This window comes from Pedobacter sp. UYEF25 (genome assembly GCF_054061655.1).
Genome location: NZ_JBSSEL010000004.1, coordinates 217,749 through 231,849, shown reverse-complemented (window position 1 = coordinate 231,849; position 14,101 = coordinate 217,749). Strand labels below are relative to the sequence as shown.

Sequence of the window (14,101 nt, the reverse complement as noted above, 5' to 3'; positions counted from 1 at the left end):
CGGTATAGATTAATTGGCGAAATCTGATACAACCTGCTTGAGGGATTCTTCAATATACAAAGCTATTTCTGGTTTAAAAAAACTTTTTTTACCGCATCTAAATATCCATAGCCGTAAACGTTATCGGGCTGAAGGTAGCTAGTTTCTGTCCATTCATTCCAACTATTTATGGTAACGAGCGGCGCTTGCTTGGGATGGGCGTCTAGGTAATCCTTTGCCATCTTAAGACCTTTGGCGAAATTTTCAGGGGTATTATTCTTCATAACTGCGCTTTGGCCGGTACGCGGACTGTTGTCCCATCCTACACTAATATGTGGATAGTATGTTAAATCGAATGTAGTATCTATTCGTGCCCATTCCTTTTTAACGCTTTCGAGAATATCCAGATAATCCCTGTTTACATCTGTAAAGTGCACAAACTGATAGTGCGTGGCACTGGAGAAACCCAGCTTCTTAACGAATTCGTTTTCAGGCGCTTTTCCTTTCTCTCCATCAAACCCGCTATAATTAACATTTTGCGACCACATGGTTAACTGTAACTCTAAGCCAGGAAAGCCTGCTTTCTTAGTTTCTTCTTTGAACCACTTGAGTGCTTGGGCTGTTTTCTCAACCCCTCCAAGGCCCTCTATTAACTGTGGAACATCGTATATCATAAAAACAGGTTTCCCTTTTATTTTATAATACTGCGGAAGCTTGAAATATTTTTCAATATTCCGTTTACATATTTTCTCAAATTCGTCTCGGTCGACTTTTCCTGTCCAAATCACATTGTCTTCGTGGTATTTATTTAACCGAGTATCCCAAGTGTTTACTACGTTATGGTTGGCCCACATCAAATAGAATTTCATCTTGTCTTTGTTTTCTGCTTTCAAAAAACCGTTGTCCAGCGTTGTTTCCATAAAAGGCCTGCCATCGTACCAATACCAATCGAAAATAAAAACGTTTATGCCGTGCTTAGTCGCCTGATTAATCTCCATGCTCATCACAGCAGGATCTGCTTCATTAACCGGCCCCCATGTGGGCTTGCGGTTCCAATAATGGCCTGGAAACCTTTCCTGCATGCTCGTAACGGTTTCCCATTCGCCGTTGCCTTGGGGCCAAAACGGACGAAGTCTTGGATCGTCATTTGCATAGGCCGGATACAAAAATGCAGCTACATCGTAATGAGCTTTTCCGTTTACATTTGGCTGCTGTCCGTAGGCAACCGACAGCACTAAAATACAATACGTCGCTACAATAACATTAATTTTTTTTATCATTTTTCTGAGTTTATAAGGGCTTTACCGGATGACATTCTACTCGATCTAAATCTTCTATTTATTATTAAAAAACGCTAGCCAAGGGCCTCAAGATAGTTAAATTCTTTTCTTTTATCTGGCGTCTAATAACTGCGTTCTGCCCATTCGTTTCACAGGTTTATGCTAATCAAGTTCAGTTAATCGGGATGTTGTCGACATATTCCTTCGCCTTTTTGAGAAAATGCTGGAAATATTTAGGATCGTTATTCACAATGTAATCTTGTCTTTGTGCAGGAAAACGTGTGAAAATAAGGATACATACAGCATCAAATATTGATCTTTATTGCAGTCATATTACCATTATTATTTTAAGGTGATTTTGAACATCGTGGCCTGCGATGGCTTTAAATCCATCGAATGGTACTCTTGTGGCTTAATAATTTTGCTTTCGATTAAATCTCTCATAGAAGCGATATCTGCTTTTGCGAAACCTAATCGAGAAAAATTTATTTCGGATGTTACTGCTTTATTTTCGTAATTAAACAAAGCAATATATCGTATATTTCCACACTCCTTCACATATTGCGCCGACGCACCCTTCCCATTATCTCCATCTACCGGCCTAAAAGCCTTGCCATCTGAAATGACTTCTAATAAACCTTGATTCTCAAACAGCTTTTTAGCACCACCCTTCCACTTTCCATCAAGAGAAAAATCATCACCAATAAATAAGGTACCTGTAACAATTGCCGATAATGTTCTAGAAATATTTGCGTGTTCACCCTCATCGGCCAGAACTACATGATCGGCATCAATATAGTCGTAAAGATAAGTTTGCCACCATCCATTTGTTACGCCATTAAGTGTGTATTCGGTATCTTTAATGCTTTTAAAAGCATCGCAGGCAATCCTTCTCACTTGTACATACCTGCCAGAAGCCAAGCTTGGTGAAATAGCCGCATAGACAAGCATTTTATTGTCTAGACATTTAAGCAAATACTCCATCCCTACGCGATAAGCTTGCATACCAGTGGTAATTTTAGGATCGTAAAAGTTTGTCGATTCTACTGCCGCATGACCTAAGAAATCTATTTTAATCATTTCGAACCCACTCTTTTTAAACTTGGAAATGATAAATTCTATTCTTTTTTTGGTGCCGGGATGCGTAGGATCTAACGCCCTTGCCCCATCAAAATCATGATAACCTTGGTTTACCTTAGTCCACATTTCGCCAAAAGTAAATTCGCTACCAGGTGCTTTTCGATCAGCGCCATTTTGGAAACCCCAATCGGTAAAAGGAGCCCAATAAATCCCCGGCTTTAGACCTTTCGATTTACAATAGTCGGCAAATTTAGTTAGCACGGAGTAATCATCACCATTAATTAAATTATCCCAATAGGAATCTAAATCGATATAACAGATATTTCCAATTCGAAAACTCTTTAAGTTATCCGCAAAAAAATCCACTACCTTAATCGCCTTTTCGTAAGAAATCCGCTCTTGCATTACGCCCCAACTATTCCACCCAACAGGTGTTGGTCCTCTCCAATCGGCGACAATAGGTTTTTCATTTGCTCGAATCGTTTTGGCGTAGGTTTCCATACCGATTCGCCAATCGTTAAAATAGCCAAAAAGGATTTTTGAAGATGAAATAGAGCTACCATCCACGTAGCCGTGTTCGATTTTGTCTCTTGTAATATCATAATTGGTGTAACCACATTCTACAACCAATTCTAAGCTGGTTGGATGTACAAGTTTAGTTCTTAAACCTGTTTTCCAAATGTCGTGATCTAATGTTCCGATAACGAAACCTTTTCGATTCTCATTGTTATAAATTGAAGTTGTTTCCGCACTGATGTTCTCCCGATTGAGCGCCAACAAATTTGCTTCATAACTAACAAACGCATCATTATCAAATGGCACAAACAGACTTCTACAGGATAAAAAATTATCTACTCCAACCAATTCTCCTTTTAACGGAAACATTTTATTGCTTTTCAATTTTCGTCCGTTCACGGCAACTTCAATAACGAAAAATTCATGATTTCCATAAGCAAAAATTGATTGTTTAAGTGAAATTCCATTTTTTCCTTCAGTTGTCAAAATATAAAGTTCACCATTTCCAGTTTCATTTACGAACGGTCTTTTGGCTACACTTCTATGTTTATAATCTTTTGAACTGATCAATTTACTGTTGACAAGAACTTCCGAAAAGCCGTTTCTTAATACCTGTTTTCCGTTTACCACAACATCAAAAGTGCCCTTGCTTGATTGATAATTGATAAAAGAATTTTTTCCAAAAGCCATTTTTTGGGCAGAAGTTGAGGTACTTATCAGCAAACACAAAATTGATATAGATTTAATAGTACGGAATAACATCATATTATCTTTTTTGACTGTTTACCTCTATCATTTTACCATTAATCCTGATTTTTACTTTTTTCGATATAGGACCATAAACTTTATATGAAACCACTTTTCCGTTTTTCCACTCAAAATCTAAAGTCAAATTTCCACGAGCCTTTATTCCGGCTACCTCACCATTTACTTTCCACTCATTTGTAGTAGTAGATATGTTATTCATCGAGTTAGGTAAAACATATGATTTAATCTCCGAATGACTCACAATTTTGGTAGGAAAACGTAAATAAACTGAATTTTTGACAAAAACACAAAAGCCTGTAATCGAATGATTGCAGGCTTTTAGTTAACTTTCATATCGAAACTGGCGGAGAGGGCGGGATTGAAATAAACTCACCTTAAACTCACTCAAGCTATATATTTTATCTTTTTCGTCTATAGGGCACCATTCAGGACACCAACAAAACTAAACAAAACGCATTTTCCTTTCGCCTCTAATATAAAAAAAATTACCGATTTTGTCAGATTCCCGAACTTATTTTAATTTTCAGAGCTTAGAAACCTCTCGAATGACAACAAAATCTAATTCAAGAACCTATTTTTTTAAAAACATTTAAACAGGAGCGATAATCGGCTTCTCAATTGTAGGGAAGAAAATGATCCGTTTTTTTGGAGAAAAAAATTATTAAAACCTACATATAAATTAGCAATGAGAAATCTGTTGTTCCTTCGGAAAATTCCTTTTCCTTAACAAAGCTGAATGAAAATATTTGAGACAGCTTTGTTCTCATGTAAAAGAAAAAATAAGTAATATGTTTCTTTATATCGGTAATCTTTGATTAGAATCCATCTTTTGATGAGAATCCGACAACCACCTAAATCTCCGACTCTGGTTTTACAGGAGATAGCGAATTTCTTGTAAATAAGATTAAAAAAAACTAGAGAACTTCATTTATTAAACAACCTCAGGGGAGAGCCCACGAGATATAAGTACTAATTGAATTATTCTTAGGTGACGAAAACTCCTCGTTTTCAAACTTCCCACTTTTACCTCAAGGAAATCCGCAGATTAGACGTAAACATAAATGTGTTTGACAATGTGCAGAAACAATTTCCAAGCCTTCTTCCTATTTAAAGAAGTCAATGATATTTCCCAAATAAAATTGAAAATTGAAATGCGCGGGGATTCGATTTACAGTTCAAAATTTGACTAGGTTTCTTCAAAGGAGTGGTTGCTTTAACGTTTTTATTCGATAGTTAGTCCTATTTACCTATCCTTTACCCATACTTTCCATTCCCATCGGCATATTCCCCTCGTCGTCTGTATGCGAAATCATAAAAAGACGTTCCGCAATTATTATTAAAATTAGTCCAATTGCTGCCACAATAAGCACCAAAGGATCGCTTAAGTATTTTAAATAAAGGAAGGCAACAAGCACAGCAATATCCATCACAATCGCAACTAACGGAATAATAGGGTTGAAATCCACTTCTTTTTTAAGATGACGGAAAAGTCCCCAATGGATAGCAATATCCATGATGAGGTAAAAGATAGCTCCGATGGAAGCAATCCTTGTTAAATCGAACAAAACGGTAAGTAAGATAGCGAGCGCCACCGTAAATATAAGGGCGGGGTTTTTAATGTTGCCCATCTTTTTTAGCGATGGTATTTGCTTCATATTACTTAACATTCCCAACAGGCGCGATGCTGAAAAGACACTGGCAACAACGCCTGAGAAAGTTGCAATGATGGCCAATGCTATTGTAATCCAAGAACCCCACACTCCAAAAATAGGCTTTGCTGCTGCTGCCAAGGCATAGTCTTTAGCTTTGATTATTTCTGGGATACTTAGGCCTCCTGCAACAGCAAGCGCCAGAGCTACATAAATTAATGTACAGATAAGAATCGAAAAAATTATGGATTTCCCAAGATTTTTATGAGGATTTTCGATATCCCCACCTTGGTTTGTAATTGTTGTGAAGCCTTTATAGGCAAGAATTGCCAAAGCCAATGCCGCCATAAAAGCAAATCCCTGTGGCAATGCGTCGGTGTTTTGAGGGATATATTTTCCTGTAATATCTCCAAATCCAGATACAATTAGACCAGCTACAGCGAGTACTGCAATCCCACCTATCTTAATAATTGCCGTGAAAGTGCCCGTTGCACCAATAACTTTATTTCCTAGAATATTTATGATGTAGGCAGTTACCAAAAGTATAATGCCGAGAACAGATGCATAACTGGCAAAATTATTTGGGAATAACCTAAGCGTGTAGGCGCCAAAAGTGCCAGCCACCAAACTTTCTGAAACCACCATGGAGACATACATCAACAAAGAAAAAACACCTGTGGTTGTTCCCGGTCCATAGGCTTTACTCAAGAACTTTACCACACCACCCGAAGATGGGAAAGCATTAGAAAATTTTACGTAGGAGTACGAACTGAAACCTACCACAACCGCACCGGCAATAAAAGCAATTGGGAATAGATCGCCTACCAACTCGGCTATTTGCCCCATTAGAACAAATATTCCAGCACCGATCATTACACCTGTACCGAGAGAGATAGAACCTATTAAGGAAAGCTTATTGTCTTTTGTATTGATCATATTTATAATTGTACATTAAAAAAAATGCTATTCAATTAACTGCTTTTCCATAGAGGCATCATATTCTCCACGTCTTGCAGCTAAGTCGCATTTAGTCCTAATATATAATGATTTTTGTGCATTTTCCACATTCGCCTCCTCACCTTTCCATAGATGCAAAGCTGGTTGCTGAATGGCTCTTCCAAAAGAAAAGCTAACTATCCATGGTAAGCGATTTTTAAATTTTGTATGTATCGCATTCAAATGTGCCGTCGCATCTTCTGGCGACTGTCCGCCCGATAAAAATGCAATGGCAGGAACTGCAGCCGGAACTGATTCCAGCAAACAATTTACAGTGGCTTCAGCTACCTCATCAATGCTATTTTGCACAACGCTTTCTATTCCTGCAATGATCATATTAGGCTTCAATATCATACCTTCCAAATAGATTTTGTAAACGGAAAACTGATAAAAAAGTGTTTTCAACACCTGTGCGGTTATTGCATAGCAGTGCTCCAAGTTATGGCTACCGTTCATCAATACTTCTGGTTCTACAATAGGGACAATATCTGCCTCTTGGCATAAAGCAGCATATCTGGCTAGGGCATGAATATTCGCTTCGATAGAGCCTGTAGTTGGAGTGTCATAACCTATGGAAATTACAGCCCGCCATTTTGCAAACCTTGCGCCCAACTTTCTGTACTCTTGTAATCGCTCCCTCAATCCGTCCAATCCTTCTGTCACTTTTTCATCAGGAAAACCAGCCATCATTTTCGCACCCATGTCAACCTTAATTCCCGGAATAATTCCAGCCTTAGTTAACACAGTAGTAAAGGGAATCCCGTCTTCGGTTTGCTGACGAATAGTTTCATCATACAAGATCGCACCACCAATGCTTTCGTTTAAGCCGGGTGTGGTAACAATCAGTTCACGGTATTTGCGCCGCATCTCTACTGTTTGCGGAATGCCTTCGAATGCAAAACGTTTATTACAGGTACTTGTGCTTTCATCCATTGCAAGCAACCCCTTGCTACCAGCAAAGAGTTGCACAACGGTGTCTTTTAATATTTGTTTGTCCATAAGGTTAGTTTTTCCACCTCCAGTCTCTTATTTCAGGCATATCCATGCCTTCTTTCCTGATGTAGTTTTTATGTGTTATCAATTTATCCTGCATCTCCTGTTTTAAATAGGCTGTTTTATTTTTCAATTGCGGTAAACGATCTAACGTGTCCATTACTAAATGATACCGATCCATATCGTTCAGAACTGTCATGTCGAAGGGTGTCGTTATAGTCCCTTCTTCTTTGTAACCACGTACATGAAAATTTATATGGTTGGTACGTTTATAAGTTAGTCTGTGAATGAGCCAAGGATAACCATGGAAGGCGAAGATTACCGGTTTGTCTTTTGTAAATAACGTGTCGAAATCTTTATCATTTAAACCGTGCGGATGTTCTGTTTCTGGTTGTAGTTTCATTAGATCAACTACGTTTACTACCCGCACCTTTAGTTCGGGTAATTTTTCTCGAAGAATAGAAACAGCAGCCAATGTTTCTAGTGTAGGTACATCTCCTGCACAAGCCATTACCACATCTGGTTCTACACCTGCGTCGTTACTTGCCCACGTCCATATCCCAATACCCTTTGTGCAATGCACTACAGCTTCTTCCATACTCAACCACTGTGGTGCAGGGTGTTTACCCGCCACCGTAACATTTACGTATTGTCTGCTACGGAAACAATGATCCATTACCGATAAAAGGCAGTTGGCATCTGGTGGAAGATAAACCCGTACAACAGACGCTTTTTTATTCATTACCACGTCAAGAAAACCAGGGTCTTGATGAGTAAAGCCGTTATGATCCTGTCGCCAAACGTGTGATGCTAAAAGAATGTTTAGAGAAGCGATTTTCCTGCGCCAAGGTAAATGGGAAGTGACTTTCAGCCATTTTGCATGCTGATTAAACATGCTATCAATAATATGGATAAAGGCTTCATAGCAGTTAAAAAGTCCATGCCTACCCGTCAATAAATATCCTTCTAACCAACCTTCACATTGGTGTTCGCTCAGCATTTCCATCACTCGGCCTTCCTTTTTAAGAAAGTCATCTGTGTCAACTACCGGTGCTTCCCATTGACGGTTGGTTGCTTCAAATACGTAGTCTAATTTGTTTGAGAGCGTTTCATCTGGTCCAAAAATCCGGAAATTTCTTTGGTTGACGTTAGCCTTGATAATATCTCTAATAAATTTCCCCAGCACCAAAGTATCACCCGATCCCATCTCGCCACGATTCATTTCAACTCCATAGTCCTTAAAATCGGGCATACGCAGATTTTCAAGTAAAATCCCTCCATTGGCATTTGGATTATCTCCCATTCGGTGTTTTCCAGATGGTGCCAATTCTTGAAGGTCGCTATTTAGCCGACCGTTTTTATCAAACAATTCTTCTGGTTTGTAACTCCTCAGCCAATCGTCTAATTGCTTTAAGTGTTCTGGGTTTGTTGCAGGATCTTTAATGGGAACTTGATGCGCCAAAAAATTACCTTCTATCTTTTTACCATCCACAAATTTTGGCCCCGTCCATCCTTTTGGTGATTTTAAAATAATCATAGGCCATTTTGGGCGAGCAGCATTTTTGTCTTGAGCTGCGTTTTCTTTAATGGCTTTTATTTCCCCGATTACTTTATCCAACAAAGTTGCCATTTTTTGGTGCATCTCCATCGGGTCATCACCCTCAATTAAATAAGGCTTCCATCCATAACCCAAGAAAAGTTGTTCTAATTCCTCATCTCCAATTCTTGCCAGAATAGTTGGATTGGCAATTTTATAGCCGTTTAAATGAAGGATAGGCAATACAACGCCATCTGTAACTGGATTTAAAAATTTATTGGAATGCCACGCTGTTGCCAACGGGCCCGTTTCCGCTTCGCCATCGCCAACTACGCAAGACACGATTAAATCGGGATTGTCAAAGGCAGCACCAAAAGCATGACTGAGTGAATATCCAAGTTCTCCACCTTCATGGATGGAACCAGGGCATTCGGGGGAAACATGGCTTGGTATTCCGCCAGGAAATGAAAACTGCGTAAAAAGCTTTTTTAGCCCTTCCTCATCTCGGCTTATATTCGGGTAAACTTCGCTATAAGTGCCTTCCAAATAAACATTCCCAACGATAGCAGGACCGCCATGGCCGGGACCCGAAACGTAGATCATATCAAGATTATACTTTTTTATAATCCTATTAAGATGGACATAGATAAAGTTTTGTCCTGGCGTAGTGCCCCAATGCCCAAGCAACATGTTTTTAATATGTTCGGGTTTTAAAGGTTCTCTCAAAAGCGGGTTCTCGTGTAAATAAATCTGACCCACTGAGAGGTAATTAGCAGCCCGCCAGTAAGCATTTATTTTTTTTAAAAGTTCGGGGGTTAACTGTTCTTTGTCTTTTTCAATAGTTTGTATTTCCATAACTTAAAATTTTTAAGATGTTTTGACTTGAGTATTTATGTAAAGTTCTTTTGTATTTCGGGCAATCATTATTTCTTCATCAGTAGGTAGTACGTACACCTTCACTTTACTTTTTTTTGTAGAAATGATTGTTTTATTCTTTTTATTTTTTCTTTCGTCTATTTTGATTCCCAAATAATTAAAGCCTTTACAGATACGCGACCGTATTACCGGTGCATTCTCTCCAATACCACCAGAAAAAATCAAAATATCAAGCCCGCCCAAAGTTGCGGTGTATGCGCCTATGTATTTTTTTATTTGATAACAGAATATTTCAATAGCTAACGCCGCATCCTCGTCCTCTTTTTGATGTTGAAGTAAATCCTCCATGTCAGAACTATAGCCCGAGATGCCAAGTAAACCAGATTGATGGTTGATCAAGTCGTTAAACTTCTCTGCATTGAGGCCCTTTCGCATTAAATACCACGCCATGCCAGGATCTAAATCACCACTTCTAGTACTCATAACTATACCTCCTGCAGGTGTAAACCCCATGCTGGTATCTATACACTTTCCTTTTTTTACTGCAGCAAGGCTCGCTCCGTTTCCCAAATGCGCAAGGATTACTTTTCCCTTAGCTTCGGTTTTACTTTTCTTTCTCAACTCATGCAATAAATAACTGTATGAAAGACCGTGGAATCCATATCGCTTAATTCCTTCCTCGTAGTATTTTTTTGGGATGGCAAACGTATTAGCGTACCTGGGCATGGTTGTGTGAAAGGAGGTATCGAAGCAGGCAACCTGTATCAATTGCGGAAACTGTTCTTTAAATAATTTTATCATTTCAATTTCCGCAGGAAGATGATCTGGATCATACTCCATTATTTTATGCAGTTCCTCCAATAAATCATCATCAATAATTTCTGGACGGGAATGCTCCATGCCGTGAACTATGCGATGCCCGATACAACTGATTTCTTCAGAAAATTTTTGACCTTTCAACCATTTGATGAAGACCCGTGTAGCTTCGTTGAAATTTGTCGCTTCTATTTTGATTTTACTTTTTTCGTGGGTGTGGTTATTGGTAACAGTAAATTCAGGATTCTTCAATCCGATTCTGTTTAGTTGCCCAGAAAGGATGTTCTTTAATTTTTTATCCTTTTGGTACACAGCAAACTTGATGCTAGACGAGCCGCCGTTGACTACCAGAATGCATGTTTTTAACGCCTTCATAATGTAGTTTTAAAGCCTAACGAATGTAATTCTTTACAGGTTGTTTCATAGTTTACGTGCCAAATGCCGTTTATGCCCATGCTTTTAGCAATGGTTATAAATACTTCCGTGTCATCTATATAAAGCACTTCGTCCGGCTTTACATAAGCCATGTCAAGTGCTAGTTTAAAAATGTTTTTATCTGGCTTGCGTATGTGTACATAAGTGGAGGACACAAAAAAATCGATAAAGTCTGCCAGCCCAAATTCGTCTATCCTATAGGTATTTAATTCCCTCGCCTCATTGCTTACCGCAATAATCTTTAAACCGTATTGTTTTTTTAACCTCTTCATCAATTCGATCATCTCAAGGTACGGCTTTGATTGCGCAAACATAAATTGCCGGAATTCATCTTTTGAAAAATCCCTTGGTTTATTAAAAACAGCAATGTCTAAATACTCATCTACAGTAAGGTTCCCTATTTCATAAGTTTCGAATGCAATAGCATGCCTGGTGTTGAAATCCGTATAGTCGAGATTGAATTTTTCTGCAGCAAGCTGCCGCGATTCATGACCCCATCCGTTCGTTAGCAGCACTTCGCCAATGTCGAGAAATAGGGTTGTTATATTTGTTGAAGATTGCATTTTTAAGTGTTGTTTTTCTAATGTATTTAAATCAATGTTGCCAGCGTATCAAGTTGTCTTCAAGTGGAACCGAAACGCCTTCGTAATTCGGAATTATTCTTACTGTAAAATCAGTTCTATTTCTTGCAGTCTCCACTGTTGCCTGGTATAAATATTCATCATTATTATTTTGTGAAGAAGCCGTTTCCATTTTTACCCGTTCAGGTTTTGCACTATCTAACCCATTGGCATATAATTCAACGAGCACATCTTTTTGAGCAACGTCTTTCATAAATACCTGCACCTGGAAATGGTATCCCATTTCCACTTCGTCAACTTGTAAGTTTCCAAAATGTATGCACTCCCAATTTTCTCTTAGTATTTGTCTGTGATTTATTATTTGCAAACCCGCCTTTCCATTAGTTGCAGAACGGATTTTATAGGCTTTAGCTGCTGGGATATAATATTGCTCTGTATAATCTTTTAATGTGCGATTGGTAGAAAACTGTGGTGTTAACTTAGCCATGCTGTTACGCATTTTAGCCGTCCACAATAATGGAATTCCATTTTCATTTCTTTCATAAAATGCTGGGACTATTTCACTTTCCAGCAAATGATACAGCTGGTTCGCTTCTTGTACATCCCATTCGGGGCTATCTCCATGTTCCTGTCTATCTCCCAATGCCCAGCCTACATCAGGGGTATAGGCTTCATCCCACCATCCGTCTAACTCTGAAAAATTTATTACTCCGTTTACAAGCGCTTTCATCCCGCTTGTACCAGAAGCTTCCCATGGCCGCCTCGGGGTATTCAGCCAAACATCAACACCCTGTACCATTTGCTCGGTTAAGAACATATCATAATCACTCAAAAAAACAACGTGTGATCGCGCTTCGGGTATTCTGCTAAAATTTACCCATTCTTGTATAAGGGCCTGCCCAGCCATGTCTTCCGGATGTGCTTTACCCGCTAATGCAATTTGAACTGGCTTGGCCGGATTTGTTAAAATACGAAGTAGTCTTTCTTTGTCATGCAATAATAAGTTGGGCCTTTTATAAGTAGCGAACCGTCTGGCAAATCCTAAAGTAAAAGTGTTTGGGTCAAACAATTCCTTTGCCCCCTGCGCTTCTTCCACAGTACCGCCCGATGCTTCTATAATATTTGGTAAACGCTTACGTATGAAATCAATAAAATCTTTTCTGGCGGCAGTGCGCATCTCCCAAAGCCTTCCATCAGTTACATCTTTTAAGTGTTCGTGAAGCCCTTCTCCAGTCCCCATCCAACGGTCTTTGCCGCAGGCTTCCGTCCACAAATCATCTGCTGCCTTAGAATCCCAACTACGCATGTGGACTCCATTGGTAACATAACCAACAGGTATTTCTTCTTCAGGCCACCGGGGAAAAAGGGGACGAAATAATTCCCTGCTTTTAATTCCATGCAAGCGACTTACCCCATTTATAGCCCCTGAGCCGTGTATAGCGAGGTAAGCCATGTTAAATGGTTCTGAATTATCATAAGGATTTATTCGTCCAAGAGTCAGTAGGTCGTCTATAGAAATACCTAAATCATTTAAAGCATAATTAGATAAATAGTGTGCCACCAGATTAGGTTCGAAGCGGTCAAATCCCGCAGGTACCGCGGTATGTGTTGTAAAAAGGTTTCCCGTTCTTGTCACACTCAGAGCCGTTTCAAATGGCAGACCTGTTAGCTTCATAAAATCTTTGGTTCGTTCCAAAATGGCAAATGCTGCATGGCCTTCGTTGAGATGGCATACTTCGGGTTTTATATTCAGTTCTCTGAGTAAGCGCCAGCCACCTATACCCAAGATTATTTCCTGCTGCAGTCGCAGTTCGGGACCGCCTCCATACAATTCGCTGGTAATGCCTCTGTGTGGAGGAAAGTTAGCAACATCGTTGCTATCCAAAAGGTAAAGCCTTACATTGCCAATCTGTACTTCCCATGTACGCAGCCAGACCGAATACCCCGGGAATGAAATCTCCAAACGTAACCATTCGCCATTAGGTTTGCGAAGGGGCATAATAGGTAACTGACCGGGATCATTATAAGGATAATACTCTTCTTGGCTTCCATCTTTGCCAATTACCTGCCGGAAGTATCCCTGTTGGTATAACAATCCTACAGCAACAATTGGCACACCCATATCATTGGCGGCTTTCAGTTGATCGCCAGCCACATTGCCTAAACCGCCAGAATAGATAGGAAGTCCTTCGGTAAGCATATATTCCATGGAGAAATATGCAACGCAGCTTAAAGGGGTATCTGAATGATTTTCTTGAAACCAAGTGATTGAGTCTTTAGTCGCTTCACTCTGCTGTATCAATTTGTCCAACTTCTGTCGAAATTCGGCATCCATTAATTTTTGTTTCAATTGTTCCTTTGAAACCGTTTGTAAAATAATCCAGGGATTACGTGTCATTTCCCACAAAGACGGGTCTAGTTGCTGCCATATTTCATCGGCTGCATGGTTCCATGACCAGCGTATATCAAGAGCCAGTTTTGCCAATGCCTCCACACCTTCTACTTCCGTATGTAAAAAACCATATAATGGATCTATGCCTAATGTTTTTTTGTTCATGACGTTTATTTATCTTTTTGCAATACTCCCATATACAG

At 39.4% G+C, this 14,101-nt stretch carries 9 protein-coding genes; all 9 read right to left on the bottom strand.

Annotated features, from left to right (window positions below; all coding sequences use genetic code 11):
• Positions 1-62 precede the first annotated feature (62 nt).
• The gene (locus ACVWYG_RS06440) at positions 63-1,259 is read right to left on the bottom strand and encodes a glycosyltransferase WbsX family protein (protein WP_457269344.1); all 1,197 of its coding nucleotides are present in this window, start codon (positions 1,257-1,259) and stop codon (positions 63-65) included.
• 342 nt (positions 1,260-1,601) lie between these two features.
• Complete coding sequence (locus ACVWYG_RS06435; RefSeq protein ID WP_457269343.1) at positions 1,602-3,620, bottom strand: alpha-galactosidase; 2,019 nt, start codon at positions 3,618-3,620, stop codon at positions 1,602-1,604.
• 1 nt (position 3,621) lies between these two features.
• Complete coding sequence (locus tag ACVWYG_RS06430) at positions 3,622-3,822, bottom strand: glycoside hydrolase family 95-like protein (protein WP_457269342.1); 201 nt, start codon at positions 3,820-3,822, stop codon at positions 3,622-3,624.
• 1,048 nt (positions 3,823-4,870) lie between these two features.
• Complete coding sequence (locus tag ACVWYG_RS06425) at positions 4,871-6,208, bottom strand: APC family permease (protein WP_457269341.1); 1,338 nt, start codon at positions 6,206-6,208, stop codon at positions 4,871-4,873.
• A gap of 27 nt (positions 6,209-6,235) precedes the next feature.
• Positions 6,236-7,267 carry a class I fructose-bisphosphate aldolase gene (locus tag ACVWYG_RS06420; RefSeq protein ID WP_457269340.1) on the bottom strand — a complete coding sequence of 344 codons (1,032 nt, stop codon included), beginning with the start codon at positions 7,265-7,267 and terminating at the stop codon, positions 6,236-6,238.
• Positions 7,268-7,271: 4 nt separating this feature from the next.
• Entirely contained in the window at positions 7,272-9,653 is a 2,382-nt protein-coding gene (locus tag ACVWYG_RS06415; RefSeq protein WP_457269339.1) for a phosphoketolase family protein, read from the bottom strand.
• Between the two features lie 12 nt (positions 9,654-9,665).
• Positions 9,666-10,865: an acetate/propionate family kinase gene (locus tag ACVWYG_RS06410; RefSeq protein WP_457269338.1), complete on the bottom strand. Its 1,200-nt coding sequence runs from the start codon at positions 10,863-10,865 to the stop codon at positions 9,666-9,668.
• Complete coding sequence (locus ACVWYG_RS06405; RefSeq protein WP_457269337.1) at positions 10,862-11,488, bottom strand: HAD family hydrolase; 627 nt, start codon at positions 11,486-11,488, stop codon at positions 10,862-10,864. Before ACVWYG_RS06405 ends, ACVWYG_RS06410 begins: the two co-directional genes overlap by 4 nt.
• Before the next feature lie 31 nt (positions 11,489-11,519).
• Positions 11,520-14,063, bottom strand: a complete 2,544-nt coding sequence (gene glgP / locus ACVWYG_RS06400; RefSeq protein ID WP_457269336.1) for an alpha-glucan family phosphorylase — start codon at positions 14,061-14,063, stop codon at positions 11,520-11,522.
• Between the last annotated feature and the right edge of the window lie 38 nt (positions 14,064-14,101).

Excerpts from the sequence above, each read along its gene's own strand:
- ACVWYG_RS06415 (WP_457269339.1), bottom strand. The coding sequence starts at position 9,653 with ATGGAAATACAAACTATTGAAAAAGACAAAGAACAGTTAACCCCCGAA.
- ACVWYG_RS06405 (WP_457269337.1), bottom strand. The coding sequence starts at position 11,488 with ATGCAATCTTCAACAAATATAACAACCCTATTTCTCGACATTGGCGAA.
- ACVWYG_RS06420 (WP_457269340.1), bottom strand. The coding sequence starts at position 7,267 with ATGGACAAACAAATATTAAAAGACACCGTTGTGCAACTCTTTGCTGGT.
- ACVWYG_RS06440 (WP_457269344.1), bottom strand. The coding sequence starts at position 1,259 with ATGATAAAAAAAATTAATGTTATTGTAGCGACGTATTGTATTTTAGTG.
- glgP (WP_457269336.1), bottom strand. The coding sequence starts at position 14,063 with ATGAACAAAAAAACATTAGGCATAGATCCATTATATGGTTTTTTACAT.
- ACVWYG_RS06425 (WP_457269341.1), bottom strand. The coding sequence starts at position 6,208 with ATGATCAATACAAAAGACAATAAGCTTTCCTTAATAGGTTCTATCTCT.
- ACVWYG_RS06410 (WP_457269338.1), bottom strand. The coding sequence starts at position 10,865 with ATGAAGGCGTTAAAAACATGCATTCTGGTAGTCAACGGCGGCTCGTCT.
- ACVWYG_RS06430 (WP_457269342.1), bottom strand. The coding sequence starts at position 3,822 with ATGAATAACATATCTACTACTACAAATGAGTGGAAAGTAAATGGTGAG.
- ACVWYG_RS06435 (WP_457269343.1), bottom strand. The coding sequence starts at position 3,620 with ATGATGTTATTCCGTACTATTAAATCTATATCAATTTTGTGTTTGCTG.